Raw genomic sequence first — 19878 nt, 5'->3', positions numbered from 1 at the left:
AAGTGTTTCGGCAGGTGCGTCGCACGGGGGCGACGGGATCATCCTACGCCGTCGAGCCGAATGGCAGCTCCCAGGTGGTGGGGCGCCCGGGCCGCTGTTGGTCTGCAACAACCCGCTGCTGGTGGAACCCATGGCACGACGACGCACCTGGTGCCCGTGGAGCTGCGGGTAGAGGCGTCATTGCTGAGTTTGCTAATTCAACGTCACGATGCCCAACCGCATGGCGGCGAGCACGGCCTGCGTGCGATCCCGGGCGCCAAGCTTCTGGTAGATGGAGGCGAGGTGGTTCTTCACCGTCTTTTGAGAGATGTACATCTTGGCGGCCACCTCGGGGGTGGAGCCTCCATCTGTGATCAATTGGAGCACCTCCTCCTCACGCTCGCTGACGATGCGCTCCTCGGAAACCGGGTGTTGGGGCTCGTTCAGCCTGCGAACCTCGGCCAAGAGCGACTCTGCCAGCTGCGGAGACAACACGGTGTCGCCGTTGGCGGCCAGACGCACGGCTTCGGCGACCTCATCGGTGGTGCAGTCCTTGACGAGATATCCAACGGCTCCGGCGCGCAGCGCGGCGCTGAGCGTCTCCGGATCCGTGTGCATCGTCAGCATGACCACGCGGGTGTTGGGCACGATCGAGCGCATCTGCCGGCATGCCTCCACCCCGTCGGTTGTCGACATCGACACGTCCATCAACACCACATCGGGCGCATAACGTTCCGCCAGGCGAACCGCTTCGGCCCCATCGCCGGCCTGGGCGACGACATCGAAACCTGCGTCGACCATCGAATGGGTCAGTCCTTCTCGAAGCATTCGATGGTCGTCCGCCAGTATGAGTCGGATGGTCATGTGGGCCTACCTTTTGGTGTTGGTGCCCCCGAGCCCGTCTCGGGGGATAGGACCGGCAACGAGCACCGCACCAGGGTTCCCTGGCCCGATCCTTGCTCGACTGAAAGCGTTGCTCCGATGACTGAAGCGCGTTCCCTCATGCCGAGCAGGCCGTACGTGTTCCTTCGGCCGGATTGCCCGGGAGTGAAGCCCCGGCCGTCATCGAGCACGCGTAGTTCCGCACAACCGTCCCGCTTCACCCACGAAACCTTCACGGAGGTGGCTCGAGCGTGGCGCTCCACATTGGTCATGGCCTCCTGGGCGATGCGACACACCTCGCGTTCCTGCTGGGCAGGCAGGCGTAGCCGGGCATCCAGTTCGAGGTCGAAGCGCAGGCCTGTCCGTTCGGTCATCCGTTCGGCATACTGGGCCACGGCCGCGGCCGGTCCATCCCCGGCGGAGGTTTCGGCTCGCGCGTCGTGCAAGATGTTGCGCAGTTCCTGCACCACCTCGCGCTGGCGGCCGCGCAACCGTCTGAGGTCGTCAGCAAGTGTGCCAGGCGCATCGCTGTCTGGTGACGCCTGAGCCAGCACGAGGTCCATCTCGAAGCCCAGCAGTGCCAGTGCCTCGCCCATGCGGTCGTGCAGGTCTCGGGCGATGCGGCTGCGCTCTTCGTCAGCGCCCTCGTTTCGCAGCAGCCTGCAGAGGCGTGCGTTGTCGATCTCCCCTGCAGCTGAGACTAGGGGGTTGGAGCGCAGGCGGACGTTGGCGGGCTCAGGCAAGACTGCGGCTTGGCGCTCCAGCGAATTGAGCGCTGCCAGCACCAGATGATCAGGTACCGCCACGGGGCACTCCTGGTAAGGCGGTTCGGGGTCGGCTGTGGACCAGTTGGTTCCCATGGGCCTCGTTTGGGAGATGCCGTCGACCACGACGGAGGTGGCGAGATGCAGGCCGGACAACCTGCCCGGGAGTCCATCGGCAGGGGAGCGCCACATCTGAGGTCAACAGTGGTGTGGCTGCTACCGTCGCCCGCCATGTTGTTGGTTGGATTGACGGGCGGAATCGGGTCGGGCAAGTCGACGGTGGCGGGGCTGCTGGTGGAGCGGGGGGCGGTGCTGGTCGATGCTGACGCTGTGGTGCACGAGTTGCAGGCCCCAGGGCAGCCGGTACTGGTTGCCATGGTGGAGCGCTTCGGTGAGGAGATCCTCAACGAGGACGGCAGCCTCGACCGTGCGGCGGTGGCCAACGAGGTGTTCGGTGATGAGGCGGCGCTTGCCGACCTGAACGCCATCGTCCATCCTGCCGTGCGCACCGAACTGGCAAACCGCGTGCTGGCGCAGGCCGAAACCGACCACGTGGTGATCATGGACGTGCCGCTGCTCACCGAGTCGGGCCTCGCCGGTTTGGCCGGGGTTGTCGTGGTGGACGTCGACCCCGAGGCGGCCGTCGATCGTCTGGTTCGTCATCGCGACTTTGACGAGACCGACGCTCGCAAACGCGTCGCGGCTCAGGCCTCCCGCGAGGAGCGGCGCAAGCTGGCCGACTGGGTGATCGACAACTCGGGGGATCACTCGGCGCTCGTCGAGGCCGTCGACGAACTTTGGGCCGACCTCAAGGCTCGGCGCGACGGTGGCGAGCGTTCCGACGCCACCTTGCGCTACGGCTCGAAGTAGCTGCGGCGGACTTCGTTCGTCCGGTCAGTCGGTGGCCTCGTGGCTTGGCGGTCGATCGAGTTCGAGGCGTGGAAGGAGCCGGTCGAGCCACTTGGGCAACCACCAGTTGGCGTCGCCCACCAGCGTCATCGTGGCAGGCACGAGCACCATGCGAACGATCGTGGCGTCGACCGCAACGGCGGTTGCGAGCCCGACGCCCATCATCTTGACCACCGGATCGTCGCCGGCGACGAACCCGAGGAACACGCTGATCATGATCAAGGCGGCGGCGCTGATCACCTTGGCAGTGGCGCCGAGGCCCTCGACCACGCTGTCGATGTTGCTGTGCCCCCCGTGGTACTCCTCCCGGATGCGGGACAGGATGAAGACCTCGTAGTCCATCGACAGCCCGAACAGGATGGCGAACATCATCATCGGCACGAACGAGGCGATCGGCACCGCCTCATCCAACCCGATCAGCGACCTGCCCCAGCCCCACTGGAACACGGCGACCACCACGCCGTAGGCGGCGCCGATTGACAGCAGGTTCAGCAGCGCCGCCTTCAACGGCACCAACACCGACCTGAACACCGCCATCAGCAGCAGAAACGACAGCGAGACGACGGCGAGGATGAACCAAGGGAGCCGTGCCGAGATCTTGTCGGACTGGTCGATGAAACCTGCGGTCGGACCCCCGACCAGGGCCTTGGCGTCGGTGCCGGCGGTCGCCGTGGGCAACGTGGTGCGCCGGAGGCGGTGCACCAGGCCGCTGGTTGCCTGATCCTGGGGTTTGGTCGTGGGGATGGCGGTGATCAGGGCTGTGTCGCCTGCTTCGTTGACCGATGCCGGCGAGGCCACCCGAACGCCGGAATCGTTTCTGATGGCGGTGGCGATGCGGTCGAGCACCAACGCGTCGGCCGACGCGTCGGCCGAGGTGCCGAGGTCGACCACCACCAAGAGCGGTCCGTTGAACCCGGCGCCGAATCCGTTGGCGAGCAGATCGTACGCCCGCCGGTGCGTGGTGCTGACAGGATCGGTGCCGGCGTCGGCCTGGCCGAGCCGCATATCGAGCATCGGCACCGCCAGGAGCAGTAACACGAAGGTGGCGGTGATCGCCGATCGCCAGGGGTGATAGGCCACCCAGTGGGCCCATCGCACCCAACCGCTGTGTGTTCCGTCGGTCCCGGTCGTGTCGACCGGCTTGGTGCCGACGGGCCGACGAACCTCGACCTGGCGGTGCGACCTTGGCAGCACCCGCCGGCCGACCACGCCGAGCACTGCCGGCAGCAACGTAATGGCCACCGCCACGGCTACGGCCACCACCAGGGACGCCGAGTAGCCGAGTGCAGCCACAAAGGGGATTCCGGCGAGCTGCAGTCCGAGAATGGCCACCACGACGGTGCCTCCTGCCACGACGACCGCCTCGCCGGCGGTGGCGTTGGTCTGCCCAATCGATTCCGAATTGGAAAGGCCGGCGTCAAGGTTGTCGCGATGGCGGCTCAGGATGAACAACGCGTAGTCGATCCCGACCCCGAGGCCGATCATCGTGCCCAGCCGCGGCGCCACCGATGGAATATTGATCCAGGCGCCGAGCAATCCGACCAGCGACAACCCGACGACCAGGCCTGCGACGGCTGCACCGAGGGGCATGACCGAGGCAATGACGCTGCGGAAGGTCACAAACAGAATGATCAGGGCGGCGATCATGCCGATCATCTCGGCAGGTCCGGTCGTCCGCTCCTTCAGCACCGTCGGCAGTTCGCCTCCAAACTCCACCTGGACTCCGGCCGTTGTGGCCGGAGTGGCGGTCTTGGTCAGCGCCTCCACGGCCGGATGACCCAAGTCGGCGGTCGAGCGGTCGTATTGGACCGCCGCAAACGCGGTGGCGCCGTCGGGCGACTTCGACATCGGTCCGGCCAGCGGATCGGTCGCTGTCAGCACGTGGTCCAGGGAGCGAACCTCGGCCATGGTCTGCTCGATCCCGGCAGCATTCTTCGGGTCGGTGACCACCCCGTCGGATACATGAAACACCAACATGGCGGTGGCCCCGGCCCGCTCGGGGAAACGCGCCTTCAGCAGGTCGATCGCCGCCTGGGATTCGACGCCCGGAACCTCGAAGTTGTCGACGGTTCCGCCGCCTCCGACCCGATTGATGCCCACTGCGGTCACGGCGAGGATCAGCCACGCACCGATGACCCAGAACCTCCGCCGATCAGCGAACCGCCCAATTCGGTACAGCCAGGTTGACATGGTGACTCCTCTTGAAGTGGCGAGCGAGCGAGCGAGCGTCAATAAAAGTGCAGTGACTGCAGTATTGCGGGAGCTGCGTCGAAATGTCAAGATCGGAGGGTGCAAGGTGAACTGGGATTGCGAGAACGCAAGAAGCGGGAACGGCGACAACGCATCGAGGCGGTGGCAATCGACCGATTCGAAGCCAACGGGTTTGATGCCACCACCATCGACGACATCGCCGCTGCGGCCGACATTGCGCCGCGCACGTTCTTTGCCTATTTCCCGACCAAGGAGGACGTGGTGCTGGCCGATTACGCCGATCGGCTTGAACGCACCACGAACGAACTCGCCCGCCGCCCGCCGGCCGAACCTCCCTGGCTGGCGCTGAGCACCTCGTTCGCAACGGTCGCCGCCGATTACGAGGCCGAACGCGTTCAGCTCATCCGCCGCTTCGCGATTATGGCCGTCAACCCGTCGGTCCAGGCCCGCAGCCTCCAACTTCAAGCAGGGTGGGAAAGCGCCGTGGCCGATGTCCTGTCCCGACGAAGCGGCGCCGGCGCCGACGACGTCACGCCCCGGCTCATGGCCGCGACCGCGTTGGCCTGCATGCGATCGTCAATCAGCCACTGGATCCTGACCGGCCACCAGGAACCGCTGCCCGATCTGGTCAAAGCCTCCTTCGACCGTCTGGCAGGCGGACTTGCAGCGGTACCGTTTACACCAACAGCTGGATGATGTCGTAGGTGAAAGGGGGGCCAGCACGATGATGGAGATGCTTCCGCCTGTGGGTTCGGCTGACGTCGCCACCAAGCGGGATCTTGATCAACTTCGCGAGCTGCTGGAGCACAAGATCGAGAATTCCGGCCTTCGAGTCCGGGCTGATTTCGAGTCGGCCATGCGGCGACCGCTCGCCGTGCTGCTCAGCGCCCTGTTCTCGGTGGCAGGCATCCTGATCGCGCTGTCGATCTTCGGTCCTCACTAACGGGCCGCTGCCGTTGGATCCAGGCGCCTGACACGCCGGCCACGCTCCCGGCGGGTGATCACCCGGTACACGGTGGCGAACACCACCGCCACCACCGCAGCGATCGTGGTGGCGAGGAACAACGGGTTGGCGGCGTCGGTGCCGGCCAGTACGCCGTGCAGGCTCGTCAACATGAACGCGGCGTAGCTGAACAGGTGGACGGCGTGCCACGCCCGACGGGGCAGGTGCTTCTTGGCCAGCGATGTCAGCTCGACGATGAGCAGAAGCCACATGGCGAGGATGCCGAGCGCCACCGCCCACGTCCGGTACTCGGACTGGCCGGGCACCAACAGCCCGGTGAGGCTGAAGTGCAGGTAGCTGTCGGCGACCAGCGATCCCAGGTGGACTGCGAGAAACCCGATGGTGAGGCCGGCCATCCAGCGGTGGAGGTCCAGGATCCAGGCCGGACGCTGCTTGGGAAACATCTTTGCGGGCAGCAGGATGCCCCACAGCACGGTTGCGGTCAGCAGCACCCAGGCGACCATTCCCGACGCCCGGGTGACGAACCACCACACCTGACTGTTCATGACCGAACCTTCTCGCGCAACGATGGGATGGGACGGCTCAGGGTCGGACGGGTCAGGGTGGGCTCAAGACCGTCGGTGGTCAATACCCGGCCCTCCACATCGACGGCCAGTGCTTCCAGGCGGTGCTCCCTGGCGTACTCCAGCACCTGGCCGCGCCCGCCGAGCAACGCACCGGTGGCGTGGGCCTCGGCCAGCCAGGCCCGGGGCGCAACGACGGTGACCGCAACCAGGTCGGTGGTCGAGGCGACGCCGGTGCGAGGGTCGATCACATGGTGGGTGATCGTGCCGTCCACGCACCAGCGTCGGCTGATCGTGGACGAGGTGGCCACGCCGCCGGCGGGCACTGCCAGGTGCGCCAGCGCATCGACGGGCCTGTGGGGATCCTCCACCTCCACCTCCCATCCGTGCCCCTGGGGTGACTCGCCGGCGACCGCCAGGTCCCCGCCGATGCTGACGAGTGCCCCGGCCGCTCCGTCGAGCACCAGTTGCTCGGCGACCAGGTCGGCGGCGAGGCCCTTCCCGATGCCTCCGGGGTCGATGGCCACGTCCGGTGGAAGCGTCACCGTGCTCGCATCGCCATCGATGTGCACCTCGCTCATCCCGACGCAGCTTCGATGGGGCCCCGACGGCAGCGTGGTGATGCGGTCGGCGTCGTCGATGCTGGCCCGGTAGCCGGCCTCGAGCAGCGCAGGCAGCACCGTGGGGTCGTAGCGGCCTCCCGTCGCGTTGGCCGCCGCAACCATCGTCTGCAGCAACGTGATCGTCGAGCGGCTGACCGGAACTGGTGAGCCCGCCGCCGTGTTGAGCCGGTCGATGTCGCTGCCCGGAGCGAAGCGGCTCCAGAGCGCCTCCAACTCGATTAGCCGGAGGCGAGCGTCCCGGCCCGCCGATGCCGGACCGTCGAGCGTGATGATCACGACCGAGCTGGCCATGGCACGGAACGTGGTCTCAGTTGCTGCCACTGGTCCGGACCGGTGCTGGAGCGGGACGTGGCATGGCAGCACCAACAGGGGTGGGCCTGTAGGAGCTTGGGTCGTACGCAGACGACGAGCTCGAGGGGCTGAGCGTTCCGGCGTCCCCGGCCGGCGGGACGGTCACCCGGATGGGGGGAGCGGTGACCACCGTGGCGTTTGCCAGCTCGGCGTCGATGGCGGCCTCGGCCGACCGGTCGGTGAGCGTCGCCGCGGCATTGCCGGCCGGCACCGTCGCAGCCTGGGCGCTTGGCGTGCCGGTGGTGGCGACCGTCTGGCTGTTGGCATCGACGCCCAGCTTGGCCACGATGCCAAACATTGCGGTGGTGCTCAGGCCGAGCACTGCGATGCGGCTGGCACGGGCGGGGTGGCGTCGCTTGGCCTTCGGCCGTCGGGCCTGTAGCTCGGCAAGGCGTCGCTGTTGAGCTGTCGGGTTTCCGGGGTCAGTCATCGTCGTCTTTCCCGTCGTGGTCGTCGTTCTTGCTGTCGTGGCCGGACTTGTCGTGGTCACTCTTGGAATGATCGTCGTCGTGGTCGGCCTGGTCGTGGTCGGAGTCGGCGTGATCGTCATCGTGGCCTTGGGCCGTCGGGGCTGCGGTGGCCTGGGGGATTGGCTCGGATGTTTGCCCCGGGCGCTTCGCCGCGCCGGTGATGGTGCCATCGCCGGCCAACGTGGCGGTGAACACCAGCTGGTCGGCCCCCGAGGTGAAGGTCACGTCGACCGAGTTGGAGGTGACGGTCCCGGGCCGGGCCTGCCATCCAGCCGACGGCACCACCTCGCCCAGCGTCAGCTTGGACCCGTTGCGCAGCACCTCGACCTGCCCGGCGTTTTCTACCGCAAATCGCTGCGGGGCGTCGGCCGACGTGGCGGTGGAGGTGCTGGGCGGTGACGTAGGCGCCACACCGGCCATGTCGGCCTGAGCGGACAGGGTGCCGATCGGGGTGTCGTCGGCGGCGCTGAGGATGCCGACGTTGGCGGCGACCGCTGCGCCGCCTGCGAGGACGATGGCGGCGATCGATAACGAGGTGACGACGGTGCGCTTCTTCAACACAGCAGGTCCTTTCGGGAGCCACAACCGGAGCGGCGGTCGTGCCGTCCCGGGTTCGGGCATCAACGTAGAGATCGGATCGACAGCGTCGGCCCAGGCGAAGGTAAAGGTTTGACAAAGATCGCCAGGGCGGCCGCCGTGCGTGGCAGGGTGACGGGGTGAACCTGCTGGTCGTCGAGGACGACCCTGCCATCGGCGAGCCGCTGCGGTCCGGCTTGGAGCGCGAGGGCTTCGACGTGCGCCTGGTGACCAACGGCGCCGACGCCCTGGCTGCTCCCGCCGCCGACCTGGTGCTGTTGGACCTGGGGTTGCCCGACCTGGATGGGCGGGAGGTTTGTCGTCGCCTTCGGGCCGAGTCGGCCGTGCCGATCATCGTGGTGTCGGCCCGCGGTGAGGAGATCGACCGGGTGCTGCTTCTGGAGCTCGGCGCCGACGACTACGTGGTCAAGCCGTTCGGCTTTCGCGAGCTGGTGGCCCGTATTCGCGCGGTGCTTCGCCGCACCGGCGGCGAGGCGGAGGTACGGACCGACAGTCGGGTGCTGCTGGGCCCCCTGACGCTCGATCAGCGCACCCGGGAGGTCACCTATGGAGGCGCCAACGTGTCGCTCACCCCCAAGGAGTACGAACTGCTGGTCGAATTGGCCTCCGACCCCGGGGCGGTGCTCACCCGCGAACACCTCATCGACTCGGTGTGGGACGAGCACTGGTGGGGTTCGACCAAAACCCTGGACGTGCACATGGCGTCGCTGCGCAAAAAGTTGGCGCCGGAGCTGATCGAGACGGTCCGGGGCGTGGGGTTTCGGTTGGTCGACCTGGGCGACGACCGTTGACCCGCCGGTTGCTGCTGGGCTATCTCGCCGTGACGGTGGTGGTGCTGTTGGCGTTGGAGCTTCCGCTCGCGTTCTTCTATTCCCAACGTGAGGAGGATCGCTTCACCGCCGCTGCCGAGGGCGACGCCGTCGTGCTCGCCTCGTACTACGAGGACGTTCTGGACGGCGGCGCACCCATCGACCCCTCCCAGGCCGAGCGGTTCGCCGAGCGCACCGGGGCACGGGTGGTGGTCACCGACAGCAACGGCATTTCGGTGTTGGACACCGCCGCGGCGGTCGATCGCGACTTCTCCACCCGCCCGGAGGTCGCACAGGCGCTGCGCGGCGAGCGGGCCTCGGGCATCCGACACTCCAAGACGCTCAACACCGACCTGCTCTACGTGGCGGTGCCCATCGCTTCGGGCGGCAGCGTGCACGGCATGCTGCGCCTGACGTTGGATGCCCACGAGGTGGCCGAGCGCGTCCACCGGTTCTGGCTGTCGTTGGCGGCGGTTGCCGCCGTGGTGCTGGGCGCGGTGGGGGTGATCGGTTGGGCGGTGGCCCGCTCGGTCACCAGGCCGCTTCGTGAGCTGCAGGCCTCGGCCCGCCGGTTCGCCGATGGCGATCTGAGCGTGGAGCCCATTCCCGCCGATTCACCGGAGGAGATCGTTGCGCTGGCCGACGCGATGGGGGTGATGGCCACCCGTCTCGACGAACTGCTGAGCGCCCAGCGGGCCTTCGTCGGCGATGCGTCCCACCAGCTGCGCAGCCCGTTGACAGCGCTACGGCTGCGGTTGGAGAACCTGGCCGCCGAGCTGGGGGAGAGCGGCCAGGGCGCCGAGGTGGAGGCGGCGATCGACGAGACCCGGCGCCTCTCCGACCTGGTGAGCGATCTGCTGAAGCTGGCCCGTGCCGATCAGCCGCCTCCCGCCGAACGCACCGACGTGGGCGTCATCGCCACCGACCGCATCGACACCTGGTCGGCGATGGCCGACGGCGCCGATGTGGCGTTGCGCCTCGATCGCCCCGATGGGGCCGTGTGGGCCTCGGCGGTGCCCGGTTCGGTCGAGCAGATCCTCGACAACTTGTTGGACAATGCGCTGGCGGTCAGCCCGGCCGGCGGCGAGGTGACCGTGACGTTGGGGCGGGCCGAGGGTCGGGTTCGGTTGACGGTGGCCGACCGGGGCCCCGGCCTGGACGACGAACACAAGGTTCGGGCCCTCGAACGGTTCTGGCGGGGTGGCCAGGCCACGCCGGGCACCGGCCTGGGACTGCCGATTGCGCTCGGGTTGGCCGAGGCCTCTGGTGGCGGACTCAGCCTGGCCGACCGACCCGGCGGCGGGCTGCTGGTGGAGGTCTACCTTCCCCGTATCAACCAAAGCGTCACTCTGACCGGTCAAGCGGCGAGTCGAACGAAGTGACAAGGCGATGGACAAAACAGGGGGCAGGTTGGGTAGGGCGGGTTGATGCCGAGGCCCTATGAGCAGTCCCATCCGTGGCTTACCTTCAACTTGAAACAGATCAACGACATGGGCCCGAGGTCCTGGCTACTGATGGGGGAGGCGAGGTCCAAGTGCCAGCACCTCGCTGGAGTACCGCTCCAACCAGCTCTGGCTGAAGAGCTCAACCGTGTGACGCTGATCAGGGGGGCCCAGGCCACTACGGCAATCGAGGGGGCGATCGATGCTGAGGTGCAGGGAGGGAAGTACCCGAGGCTCACCGTCGACCTGATCCGCGACTACAACAGCAAGGTTCTGCACGGCCTCGACGACCAGCTCAATGACGGTGCCGTGCCCGGCGAACTCCGCGAGCATTCCGTTGTCGTCGGGCCGTACCGGGGTGCACCGGCGGACGACTGCGAGTTTCTCCTCCAACGGCTCTGCGAGTGGCTGGAAGGCCCGGACTTCAAGAACGAGGACGCATCGATCGACTTCTCGCTGATGTTGGTGCGGGCGATGATGGCCCACCCCTACCTGGCGTGGATTCACCCGTTCGGCGACGGCAACGGCCGCACCGCCCGCCTGGTTGAGTTCCTGATCCTCGCCAGGTCGGGCAAAGTGCCGCTGCCCGCAGCCCACCTGCTTTCCAATCACTACAACCTGACTTGCGACCAGTACTACCGAGAACTCGATCGGGCCAGTAAGACCAGCAGCATCGTCGACTTCGTGGCCTACGCAACCGAGGGGTTTGTCGACGGAATCCGTGATGAGATCGACACTGTTCGCCAACAGCAGTTGGGTGTTGCCTGGATCAACTACGTCAACGAGGTGATGAGCCGCTATCCGTCAGGCAAGGCTGCCGACCGTCAACGGGAGGTGGTGCTTGCGATGACCACCCTGGGATGGCTGACCCAGGACGAGATCAAGCTGATCACGCCCGCGGTGGCCCAAACATACGCTCGGGCGGGGGATCGGATGGTGCCGCGGGACCTCAACCGGCTGATCGAGGCAGGCCTCGTCCGGAAGCGGCGCGGTGCGAAAGCGACCCACCAGGCATGTGTGGACCGGATGGCTGCGTTTATGGCAACGATGCATCGGCCTCAGAATCGGATGGCGACCGATGACGCCTCTCCAATACGACGACCATGATCGAAAAGGCCAGGGAGCACCTCCATCAGTAACTCGATGGAGCCGTGGGCGAGAAGGGGTCACCGTCATGATGGAACTGCTGCGATGGTGCTACTCGCTGGTCTGGCGAACGGCTTGTCGGTCTTCGGCGCGGGCTGGCGCACCACCCGCTCTCCTTGGATGTCACAGCCCCGGCGTACGTTGGGAAACGTGAGACGCGGACCGCCCGCTGATGGATGGTCGCTCGGTCAGAGGACCCGACGTCCTCCTTGTTCGGATGCCACCTCGATCAAGGAGCCATGTCATGACCGTCACCGAAGAATCCCGATATCATCTCCACCAGCAACTCGACGATGCCGTTGGCGAGAAGGGGGCCACCACCATGATGGAGCTACTCCCTCCCGTGGGCTGGGCCGATGTCGCCACCAAGCGGGACCTCGACCATCAGACGGAGAAGCTCGAGTTCATGGTGCGCGCCGAGGTCGCTGAGGTGAGCGCCAAGGTCGATCGAGTCAGAGGCGAACTTGAGAAGGCCATGCGGCACCAACTCACCGTTTTGCTCAGCGCGATGGTGTCGATCGCGGGCCTGATGATTGCCTTGTCGGTCTACGGGCCGAGCTGACGCGTACCTCGGGTCTCGCGATCTGTCGTTGCTTCAGAGGCCTGAACCCGATCCGGCTCGGTTCGGGTCGACCTCGTAGGGTTGCCATCGATGGTTCCCGCCGAACTGGACGACTACATCGCCCCCGAGAACAAGGCACGCGCCCGCATCGACGAGATGCTGCAGCGCGCCGGCTGGGTGGTGCAGGACTACAAGAGCGTCAACCTGTACGCAGGCGTCGGGGTGGCGGTACGGGAACTGGTCACCAACGCCGGCCCAGCCGACTACGTGTTGTTCATCAATCGCCAGGCCGTGGGCGTGATCGAGGCCAAGAAGCAGGGCACGACACTGGCTGGCGTCGAGTGGCAGACGGTCAAGTATCAGTCGAGCATCCCCGAGGAGTTGCAGACGCACCTGATCAACGGGCACCTCCCGTTCGGATATGAGTCGACGGGCGACGAGACGTGGTTCACCTGTCGCTTCGATCCTGAACCCACCGCACGCCGGGTGTTCTGGTTCCATCGGCCCGAATCGCTCGACGACATGGTCGAGAACGACCGTTACCACCGCCACGGATCGTTGCGTGCAGGTGTGCACGACATCGAGCCGCTGCCTCCCAAGGAGCAGACCCCGTGGCTGCGCGATGCCCAGCACGAGGCGATCACCAACCTCGAGACCTCGCTCCAGAACAACCGCCCGCGGGCTCTCATCCAGATGGCAACCGGTTCTGGCAAGACGTTCGCTGCGGCCAACATCGCCGAGCGGTTGATCACCCAGGGCGGAGCGAAGCGCATCCTGTTCCTGGTCGACCGCGGCAACCTGGGCAAGCAGACGCTCAAGGAGTTCCACGGCTTCGACGTCCCCGGCACGGGTCGCAAGTTCAACGAGCTCTACAACGTGCAACATCTGACGTCGAACGTCGTCGACCCGGTGTCGAAGGTGTGCATCAGCACCATCCAGCGGGTGTATTCGATCCTGCGCGGCGACGACACCTTCGACGAGGACCTCGACGAACACTCCACCTTCGACCACGAGCCCCAGCGCACCGTGGAGGTCGACTACAACGAGCATCTCCCGATCGAAGCCTTCGATGTGATCATCGTCGACGAGTGCCATCGCTCGATCTACGGCGTGTGGCGCCAGGTGCTCGAGTACTTCGACGCCTTCCTCATCGGCCTCACCGCCACCCCCGGCAAGCAGACATTCGGGTTCTTCAATCAGAACCTGGTGATGGAGTACGGATTTCCCCAGGCTGTCGCCGACGGGGTCAACGTCGACTTCGACGTGTTTCGGCTGTCGACGGCGATCACCGAGAGCGGGTCGACCATCGAAGGTGGCCAGGGGTACGTCACGTCCTTCCGCAACCGGGAGACCCGTCAGGAGAGGTTGGAGGCGGTCGACGAGGATCTCACCTACGACCAGCGGGCACTCGATCGCAAGGTGGTCTCGAAGGATCAGATCCGCACCGTCGTGAAGGCGTTCCGGGACAACCTGCCGGCGATGTTCCCTAACCGGGACATCGACGACCACGGTCGCCTCGCCAACATCCCCAAGACGCTGATCTTCGCCAAGGACGACTCCCACGCCGAAGACATCGTGCGCATCGCCCGGGAGGAGTTCGGCAAGGGCAACGACGTGATCGCCAAGATCACCTACAAGTCGTCCGACGGCAACAAGCCCGAAGACTTACTCCAGTCGTTCCGCACCAGCTACAACCCGCGCATCGCTGTCACGGTCGACATGATCGCCACCGGCACCGATGTGAAGCCGATCGAGGCCGTGCTGTTTATGCGCATGGTGCGGTCACGCAACTTCTTCGAGCAGATGAAAGGGCGCGGGGTCCGGACGATCGATCCCGATGCACTCCAGGCGGTCACCCCCGACGCGGTCACGAAGGACCGGTTCGTCCTGATCGATGCCGTCGGCGTCACCGAAACGAAGCTCAGCGACTCGACGCCGTTGGAACGCAAGCGGGGTGTACCTCTGGCCAAGCTTCTGCATCAGGCTCGTCTGGGGCATGTCAGCGAAGACCTCGTGTCTTCGCTGGCCTCACGCTTGGCCCGGCTGGACGGCCGAATCGCCGCCGATGATCGGGAGCGCCTGGAAGTGATTGCAGAGACATCGCTCAGCGATCTGGCTCACCAGATGGTCGACGCTATCGATCCCGACCGCCAACTGGCAGCGGCGCAGATGGACAGCGGCGATACCGAACCGGACGAGGCGGCGGTGGAAGCCACCAAGAACAGGATGTTCGAGCAGGCGCTTCTGCCGATCGCCTCCAACCCGGAACTGTGCGAAGAGCTGGAGAATGTTCAGCGCAGCGTCGAGCAGCTGATTGACGAAATCAGCAAGGACACGATCGTCCGAGCCGATTTCGTCGTCGATGCCGAGTCTCGGGCAAAGGAGACCGTCGAGTCGTTTCGCCAGTACCTCGAGGACAATCAGGATGAGATCACCGGGTTCCAGGCGTACTTCTCGAAGCCCTACACCCAACGGCCCACCTACGCCGATATCAAGGCGTTGGCGGACGCCATCGGCAAGCCGCCTCGTCGCTGGACCCCCGAAAAGTTGTGGGAGGCCTACGGGACGCTCGACGAGTCGAAAGTCCGTGGGTCCGCCGGCACCGTGCTGACCAACCTGGTGTCGTTGGTCAGGTTTGCTCTCGGAGTCGATGACCAACTAGAGCCGTGGCCCCAGCGGGTACGCGAGCGGTTCGATGGGTGGATGGCCCAACAGCAGCAGGCTGGGCGCACCTTCACTGCCGACCAAGCCGAATGGCTCGCCCTCATCCGTGACCACTTGGCCGCCAGCCTCAGTATCGAGTTGGTCGAATTGCAGGACCCGCCGTTCAGCCAACACGGCGGCCTCTTCAAGGCCAGAGAGCTGTTCGGCCACGACCTCGACGACATCCTCGCCGACCTCACCGAAACCCTCGCCGCATGAGCGACGTACCTCACGGCTGGGTCGTGGCGCCCCTCGACGCCCTGCTGGCTCCGCAGGCAGATGGACGTACCATCCACCAAGGGTGGAGCCCGCAGTGCGAGAAGTCTCCGGCCGGCGATTCAGAGTGGGGAGCGCTCAAGACCACAGCGATACAGCCTGGGCACTTCCTTCCGGAGCACAACAAGCGCCTACCGGTCGACAAGCAGCCGAAGCCAGGTCTTGAGGTGAAGCCCGACGACGTCTTGCTCACTTGTGCCGGGCCTCGGTCCAGGTGCGGCGTCGCCTGCCTCGTAAGCGAAACGCGACCAAAGTTGATGATCTCGGGGAAGATGTACCGATTTCGTTTCGATAATCGGTACCTCGAACCGCAGTTCATGGAGTACTACCTGCTGAGCGGCGAGGCATGGTCAGCCATTGATGAGATGAAGACGGGTGTGAGCGATAGCGGTCTCAATTTGACACAGGGCAGGATACGAACTCTCCCGATCCCTGTCCCGCCGCTCCCCGAACAACAACGGATCGTGGCAGCGATCGAAGAGCACTTCTCCCGCCTCGACGCCGCCGAGGCCTGTTTGGGGAGTGCGGCGAAAAGGGCTGCGCGTCTCCCGGACGCTGCATGCTCAGCGCTGACCAACGACGGGTCCTGGCGGGTCGTTGAGCTGACCGACCTACTGACCTCATTGAGGAATGGTGCTTTCGTCTCTCGACCCTCAGCTGACCCACCTGGCATGCCAATTCTCCGAATTAGTGCGGTGCGACAGCGAAGGCTCGATCAGACGGACGTTCGGTACGCAACACCGGCGCCAGCTGGAGCAGATCGTTACCAGGTGGACCCCGGTGATCTGCTGTTCACTAGGTACAGCGGCAATCCAAAGTACGTGGGTGCATGTGCAGTTGTTCCGCCCGACGCTGCCGGACTGTTGCACCCCGACAAGCTGATCAGGGGTGTCGTGGACGAAGCGCAGGCCGACCCCCGCTGGATCAGTTCCTATGTCTCGGTGGGAGCGGGTAGGGCTTCGATTGAATCGCGCCTCAAGACGACAGCTGGCCAGGTTGGCATCTCCGGCCGTCAACTCAAGTCGGTAGAAATCGCGGTGCCACCTATCGAGGAGCAGATTCGACGGTGCAATGAGATCGATCGTTTTTCGGATCTAGCGGACAGCGTCGGCGCTGCGATTGATGTAGCAGCGAGGCGTTCATCTGGTCTTCGCCGGGCGGTTCTTGCCGCCGCGTTCTCAGGGCAGCTTGTCCCGCAGGACCCTGCTGACGAACCGGCGTCGGTGCTGCTCGAACGGATCGCTGCGGAACGAGCGGCGGCCAAACCACCTCGTCGCAAGCGGGTGACAGCGTGATCATGGCCGAGGGCCCTGTAGCTGTTGGCAGATTTGTGCCATGGCGGCGACACATGAGCACCTCGGCCAGATTGTCACTGGTCCTCCATACCATCGAGTTCCAGCCCGGAATCGGCTGATGGCCCCGAGGAGCGCTGATGAGGGCGTGGAAGTCGCATTCGTACGAGAAGCTCTCGATCCTGACGGACTACCTGGAGGTGTTCGCCAAGGCAAGCAGCAGCGCCGCGAACCGCGTGTACCTCGACGCGTTCGCAGGCGAGACGCTCAACCGGATAGCGGGCACGGATCGCACGTTCCCTGGTTCGGCGGAGACGGCGCTGGAGGTCAAGCCGCCGTTCACCCATGTTCGGCTCTTCGAGTTGGCCCGGAAGCGGGTGGGGGAGCTGTCGGAATTGGTGGCCGACCGACCGAATGCTCGCGTCGTGCATGGAGACTGCAACGTAACGATTCCGGCAGCTTTGACGTCCCTTCCCATGAAGGCCCCAACGTTTGCGTTCCTCGATCCCGACGGGATGGAGTTGGACTGGGCGACGGTCAGGGCGCTGGCGGACCACAAGCGTGCCTATGCCGAAGAATTCGACAAGTCCAAGGTAGAGATGTGGATCTTGTTCTCCACCTCGGGCATGGTCCGAATGCTTGGCAAGAACCGTGAAGCCGTCGGTGAGAATCGGCTGCTCGACAAGGCGGCCCGACTCTACGGCGCGAGCGGGCCGTTGGAGCGCGTGTGGGAGGCCAAACTCGCAGGCGAGATCACCGGAGGCGAGGCTCAGAAGGCCTACCTCTTTCTCTACATGGACCGTTTGGCCGACCTCGGCTACCAGCATTTACTCGTGCGCCCTATCCACGGTTCGCGAGGCGAGCTGTACGCCATGGTGTTCGCATCGGACCACCCGGCCGGAGCCAACATCATGCAGTGGGCACAGGAACGGGACCGCGTGCGCCCACGAGCCGACACGCTTTTCGATGTTCCCGAACCGCGGCCAGCCTATGAAGATCTGCACACTGGGTGGCGGAACGAGTTTCCAATCGAACTGCCAACTTGGACCGAGTTGGCATGACGCGGGGAAGGGCTGATGGCTGAATCAACTATCGAATGGACTGATGCAACATGGAACCCGACGACCGGGTGCGACCAAACCTCACCGGGTTGCGACAACTGCTATGCGCTCACCATGGCGGCGCGCCTCAAAGCAATGGGGCAGGAGAAGTACCAAGCTGATGGCGACCCTCGCACCAGCGGGCCCGGGTTCGCTCTGACCGTCCATCCCTACACGCTGTCGATCCCTCGCCGATGGTCCAAACCGAGAATGATCTTTGTGAACTCGATGAGCGACCTCTTCCACCACGACGTGCCTGTCGAGTTCATCCGAGACGTCTTCGCAGTCATGGCGGATACGCCTCGCCACACGTACCAGCTCCTGACCAAGCGGTCGAAGCGTCTGAGTCGTCTTGCCGAGGTCCTCGACTGGCCGCCAAACCTGTGGGTCGGCGTGTCTGTCGAGACCCAGACCTACGGATTTCGAGTCGACCACCTTCGGACCGTGCCGTCCTCGGTGCGCTTCCTGTCGATCGAACCGCTGCTCGGTCCTGTATCCGTAGATCTCGACGGCATCGATTGGGTGATCGTGGGTGGCGAGAGCGGTCCTTCGTGTCGGCCCGTCGACCCAGTGCACGTTCGGCACATCCGAGATGCCTGCGTAGAGAGCGGTACGCCGTTCTTCTTCAAGCAGTGGGGTGGGCGGACGCCCAAGACGCATGGCCGTTTGCTTGATGGGCGCACGTGGGATGAGTACCCGGCCGCCACCGTCGGTGCTGGCGTATGACGACGAAGTGGGAGACGACGTGACCGACTCGAAGGCACTGGTCGACAAGCTGTGGAACTACTGCAACGTCCTGCGCGACGACGGCTTGTCCTACGGCGACTACGTCGAGCAGCTCACCTACCTGCTTTTCCTCAAGATGTCCGAGGAGCAGCGCGAGCTCGGGCTGCCCGACATCGTCCCGGACGGGTTGGACTGGCCGTCACTGCTGAAGCTCTCCGGCGAAAAACTGGAAGCGCACTACATCAACATCCTCAGCCAGCTCGGTACCACCGACGACATGCTCGGAGTCGTCTTCCGCAAAGCGCAGAATCGCATCCAAGACCCGGCCAAGCTTCAGCGGCTGATTCACGACCTGATCAACGGCGAGACATGGATGGGCCTGGACGTCGACGTGAAGGGCGACGCCTACGAAGGCCTGCTGGAGCGGAACGCAGCCGACACCAAGTCGGGCGCAGGCCAGTACTTCACGCCGAGGCCACTGATCTCGGCGATGGTCGACGTGATGCAGCCGACGCCGGACATGCGTATTTGCGATCCGGCGTGTGGGACCGGGGGATTCTTCCTGGCTGCCTACGACTACATCGTCAAGCACAACCCGCACCTGGACCGCGCCCAGAAGCAGCACCTGCGATCCGGGGCCTTCACGGGGTGGGAGATCGTCGAGAACACCGCCCGTTTGTGCGCCATGAACATGTTGCTGCACGGCATCGAGACACCGGAGAGCGATAGTCCGGTCCACCTCGATGACGCGTTGCGGGCGGACCCGGGTCAGCGGTTCGACCTGGTGCTCGCCAACCCGCCGTTTGGAAAGAAGTCGTCGGTGACCATCGTCAACGCCGAAGGCAAGATCGACAAGCAGGACATGACGGTGGTGCGCGAGGACTTCTGGGCCTCGACATCGAACAAGCAGCTCAACTTTGTGCAGCACATGCGCACGCTGTTGAAGATCGGCGGCAATTGCGCCGTCGTGGTGCCGGACAACGTGTTGTTCGAGGGCGGCGCCGGGGAGACGGTGCGCCGCAAGCTGCTGCACGAGTGCAACGTGCACACCCTGCTGCGCCTGCCCACCGGCATCTTCTACGCCCAAGGGGTGAAGGCCAATGTGTTGTTCTTCGAGCGGAAGCCAGGCTCGGAGACCCCGTGGACCAAAGATCTCTGGATTTACGACCTGCGCACGAACCAGCACTTCACTCTGAAGCAGAACCCGCTTGCGAGGGCCGACCTCGACGACTTCGTTGAGAGCTACCGGCCCGGCGAACTCGGTAAGCGGGAGGAGAGCGACCGGTTCAAGCGCTTCTCCTACGACGACTTGGTGGCCCGGGACAAGGCCAGCCTGGACATTTTCTGGCTACGTGACGAGAGCCTTGAGGACACCGACAACCTCCCGCCGCCGGGCATTATCGCCGCCGAGATCGTGGAGGATCTCCAGTCGGCGCTGGAGGAGTTCAGGGCGCTGGCCGAGAGCCTCGAAGGAATCGGAATCAACATCGAGGACACCGAATGAAGGTG

At 65.2% G+C, this 19878-nt stretch carries 19 protein-coding genes; 12 read left to right on the top strand and 7 right to left on the bottom strand.

Annotation, left to right across the window (positions count from 1 at the left end):
* Positions 1-192 precede the first annotated feature (192 nt).
* Positions 193-843, bottom strand: coding sequence for a response regulator transcription factor (locus tag MPARV_RS0108380; RefSeq protein ID WP_012228822.1), 651 nt, complete (start codon positions 841-843; stop codon positions 193-195).
* Complete coding sequence (locus MPARV_RS22500; RefSeq protein ID WP_157789523.1) at positions 840-1667, bottom strand: sensor histidine kinase; 828 nt, start codon at positions 1665-1667, stop codon at positions 840-842. Before MPARV_RS22500 ends, MPARV_RS0108380 begins: the two co-directional genes overlap by 4 nt.
* Before the next feature lie 189 nt (positions 1668-1856).
* Between MPARV_RS22500 and coaE the strand changes: the two genes are divergently transcribed.
* A complete protein-coding gene (coaE, locus tag MPARV_RS0108370) occupies positions 1857-2495 on the top strand; it encodes a dephospho-CoA kinase (RefSeq protein ID WP_031277836.1) in 639 nt (212 codons plus the stop codon).
* A 24-nt stretch (positions 2496-2519) separates the two neighbouring features.
* On the opposite strand, the gene MPARV_RS0108365 is transcribed toward coaE, so the two are convergent.
* Positions 2520-4724: an MMPL family transporter gene (locus tag MPARV_RS0108365; protein ID WP_020377920.1), complete on the bottom strand. Its 2205-nt coding sequence runs from the start codon at positions 4722-4724 to the stop codon at positions 2520-2522.
* Positions 4725-4823: 99 nt separating this feature from the next.
* On the opposite strand from MPARV_RS0108365, the gene MPARV_RS25215 reads away from it, so the two are divergent.
* Both MPARV_RS25215 and MPARV_RS0108355 read left to right on the top strand, forming a co-directional pair.
* Complete coding sequence (locus MPARV_RS25215; RefSeq protein WP_012228818.1) at positions 4824-5441, top strand: acyl-CoA-like ligand-binding transcription factor; 618 nt, start codon at positions 4824-4826, stop codon at positions 5439-5441.
* 37 nt (positions 5442-5478) lie between these two features.
* Positions 5479-5688, top strand: coding sequence for a hypothetical protein (locus tag MPARV_RS0108355; RefSeq protein ID WP_238538846.1), 210 nt, complete (start codon positions 5479-5481; stop codon positions 5686-5688).
* Here the strand turns inward: MPARV_RS0108355 and MPARV_RS0108350 are convergent.
* Genes MPARV_RS0108350 through MPARV_RS0108335 form a run of 4 tightly spaced genes read right to left on the bottom strand, consistent with a single transcriptional unit; the run spans position 5685 to position 8274 of the window.
* A complete protein-coding gene (locus tag MPARV_RS0108350) occupies positions 5685-6254 on the bottom strand; it encodes a ferric reductase-like transmembrane domain-containing protein (protein ID WP_012228809.1) in 570 nt (189 codons plus the stop codon). The two genes, MPARV_RS0108355 and MPARV_RS0108350, sit on opposite strands and share 4 nt — an antisense overlap.
* Positions 6251-7186 carry an FAD:protein FMN transferase gene (locus MPARV_RS0108345; RefSeq protein ID WP_157789522.1) on the bottom strand — a complete coding sequence of 312 codons (936 nt, stop codon included), beginning with the start codon at positions 7184-7186 and terminating at the stop codon, positions 6251-6253. Before MPARV_RS0108345 ends, MPARV_RS0108350 begins: the two co-directional genes overlap by 4 nt.
* A gap of 16 nt (positions 7187-7202) precedes the next feature.
* Positions 7203-7676 carry a hypothetical protein gene (locus tag MPARV_RS0108340; RefSeq protein ID WP_012228806.1) on the bottom strand — a complete coding sequence of 158 codons (474 nt, stop codon included), beginning with the start codon at positions 7674-7676 and terminating at the stop codon, positions 7203-7205.
* Positions 7669-8274 carry a hypothetical protein gene (locus MPARV_RS0108335; protein WP_157789521.1) on the bottom strand — a complete coding sequence of 202 codons (606 nt, stop codon included), beginning with the start codon at positions 8272-8274 and terminating at the stop codon, positions 7669-7671. Before MPARV_RS0108335 ends, MPARV_RS0108340 begins: the two co-directional genes overlap by 8 nt.
* 158 nt (positions 8275-8432) lie before the next feature.
* Here MPARV_RS0108335 and MPARV_RS0108330 point away from each other — a divergent pair, with 158 nt between their 5' ends.
* The 9 genes from MPARV_RS0108330 (at position 8433) to MPARV_RS0108290 (ending at position 19873) form a co-directional block, all read left to right on the top strand.
* On the top strand, positions 8433-9104 hold the full coding sequence (locus MPARV_RS0108330; RefSeq protein ID WP_020377916.1) for a response regulator transcription factor: 672 nt from the start codon (positions 8433-8435) through the stop codon (positions 9102-9104).
* Positions 9101-10504 carry a sensor histidine kinase gene (locus MPARV_RS0108325; RefSeq protein WP_020377915.1) on the top strand — a complete coding sequence of 468 codons (1404 nt, stop codon included), beginning with the start codon at positions 9101-9103 and terminating at the stop codon, positions 10502-10504. The genes MPARV_RS0108330 and MPARV_RS0108325 overlap by 4 nt, the downstream gene beginning before the upstream one ends.
* Before the next feature lie 210 nt (positions 10505-10714).
* The gene (locus MPARV_RS22495) at positions 10715-11671 is read left to right on the top strand and encodes a Fic family protein (protein ID WP_051011948.1); all 957 of its coding nucleotides are present in this window, start codon (positions 10715-10717) and stop codon (positions 11669-11671) included.
* Positions 11672-11954: 283 nt separating this feature from the next.
* Positions 11955-12272: a hypothetical protein gene (locus MPARV_RS0108315; protein WP_020377913.1), complete on the top strand. Its 318-nt coding sequence runs from the start codon at positions 11955-11957 to the stop codon at positions 12270-12272.
* 90 nt (positions 12273-12362) lie between these two features.
* Positions 12363-15194 carry a type I restriction endonuclease subunit R gene (locus tag MPARV_RS0108310; protein WP_020377912.1) on the top strand — a complete coding sequence of 944 codons (2832 nt, stop codon included), beginning with the start codon at positions 12363-12365 and terminating at the stop codon, positions 15192-15194.
* Entirely contained in the window at positions 15191-16546 is a 1356-nt protein-coding gene (locus tag MPARV_RS0108305; RefSeq protein ID WP_020377911.1) for a restriction endonuclease subunit S, read from the top strand. Before MPARV_RS0108310 ends, MPARV_RS0108305 begins: the two co-directional genes overlap by 4 nt.
* 137 nt (positions 16547-16683) lie before the next feature.
* Positions 16684-17604: a three-Cys-motif partner protein TcmP gene (tcmP, locus tag MPARV_RS0108300; protein WP_020377910.1), complete on the top strand. Its 921-nt coding sequence runs from the start codon at positions 16684-16686 to the stop codon at positions 17602-17604.
* Positions 17605-17619: 15 nt separating this feature from the next.
* A complete protein-coding gene (locus MPARV_RS0108295; protein ID WP_020377909.1) occupies positions 17620-18369 on the top strand; it encodes a DUF5131 family protein in 750 nt (249 codons plus the stop codon).
* Positions 18332-19873, top strand: a complete 1542-nt coding sequence (locus MPARV_RS0108290; protein ID WP_100221286.1) for a class I SAM-dependent DNA methyltransferase — start codon at positions 18332-18334, stop codon at positions 19871-19873. Before MPARV_RS0108295 ends, MPARV_RS0108290 begins: the two co-directional genes overlap by 38 nt.
* The last annotated feature ends 5 nt before the right edge of the window (positions 19874-19878 follow it).

Origin of the sequence: Candidatus Microthrix parvicella Bio17-1 (assembly GCF_000299415.1) — a bacterium.
GTDB classification, from domain to species: Bacteria; Actinomycetota; Acidimicrobiia; order Acidimicrobiales; family Microtrichaceae; genus Microthrix; species Microthrix parvicella.
This window is presented reverse-complemented; position numbering and strand designations above follow the sequence as displayed.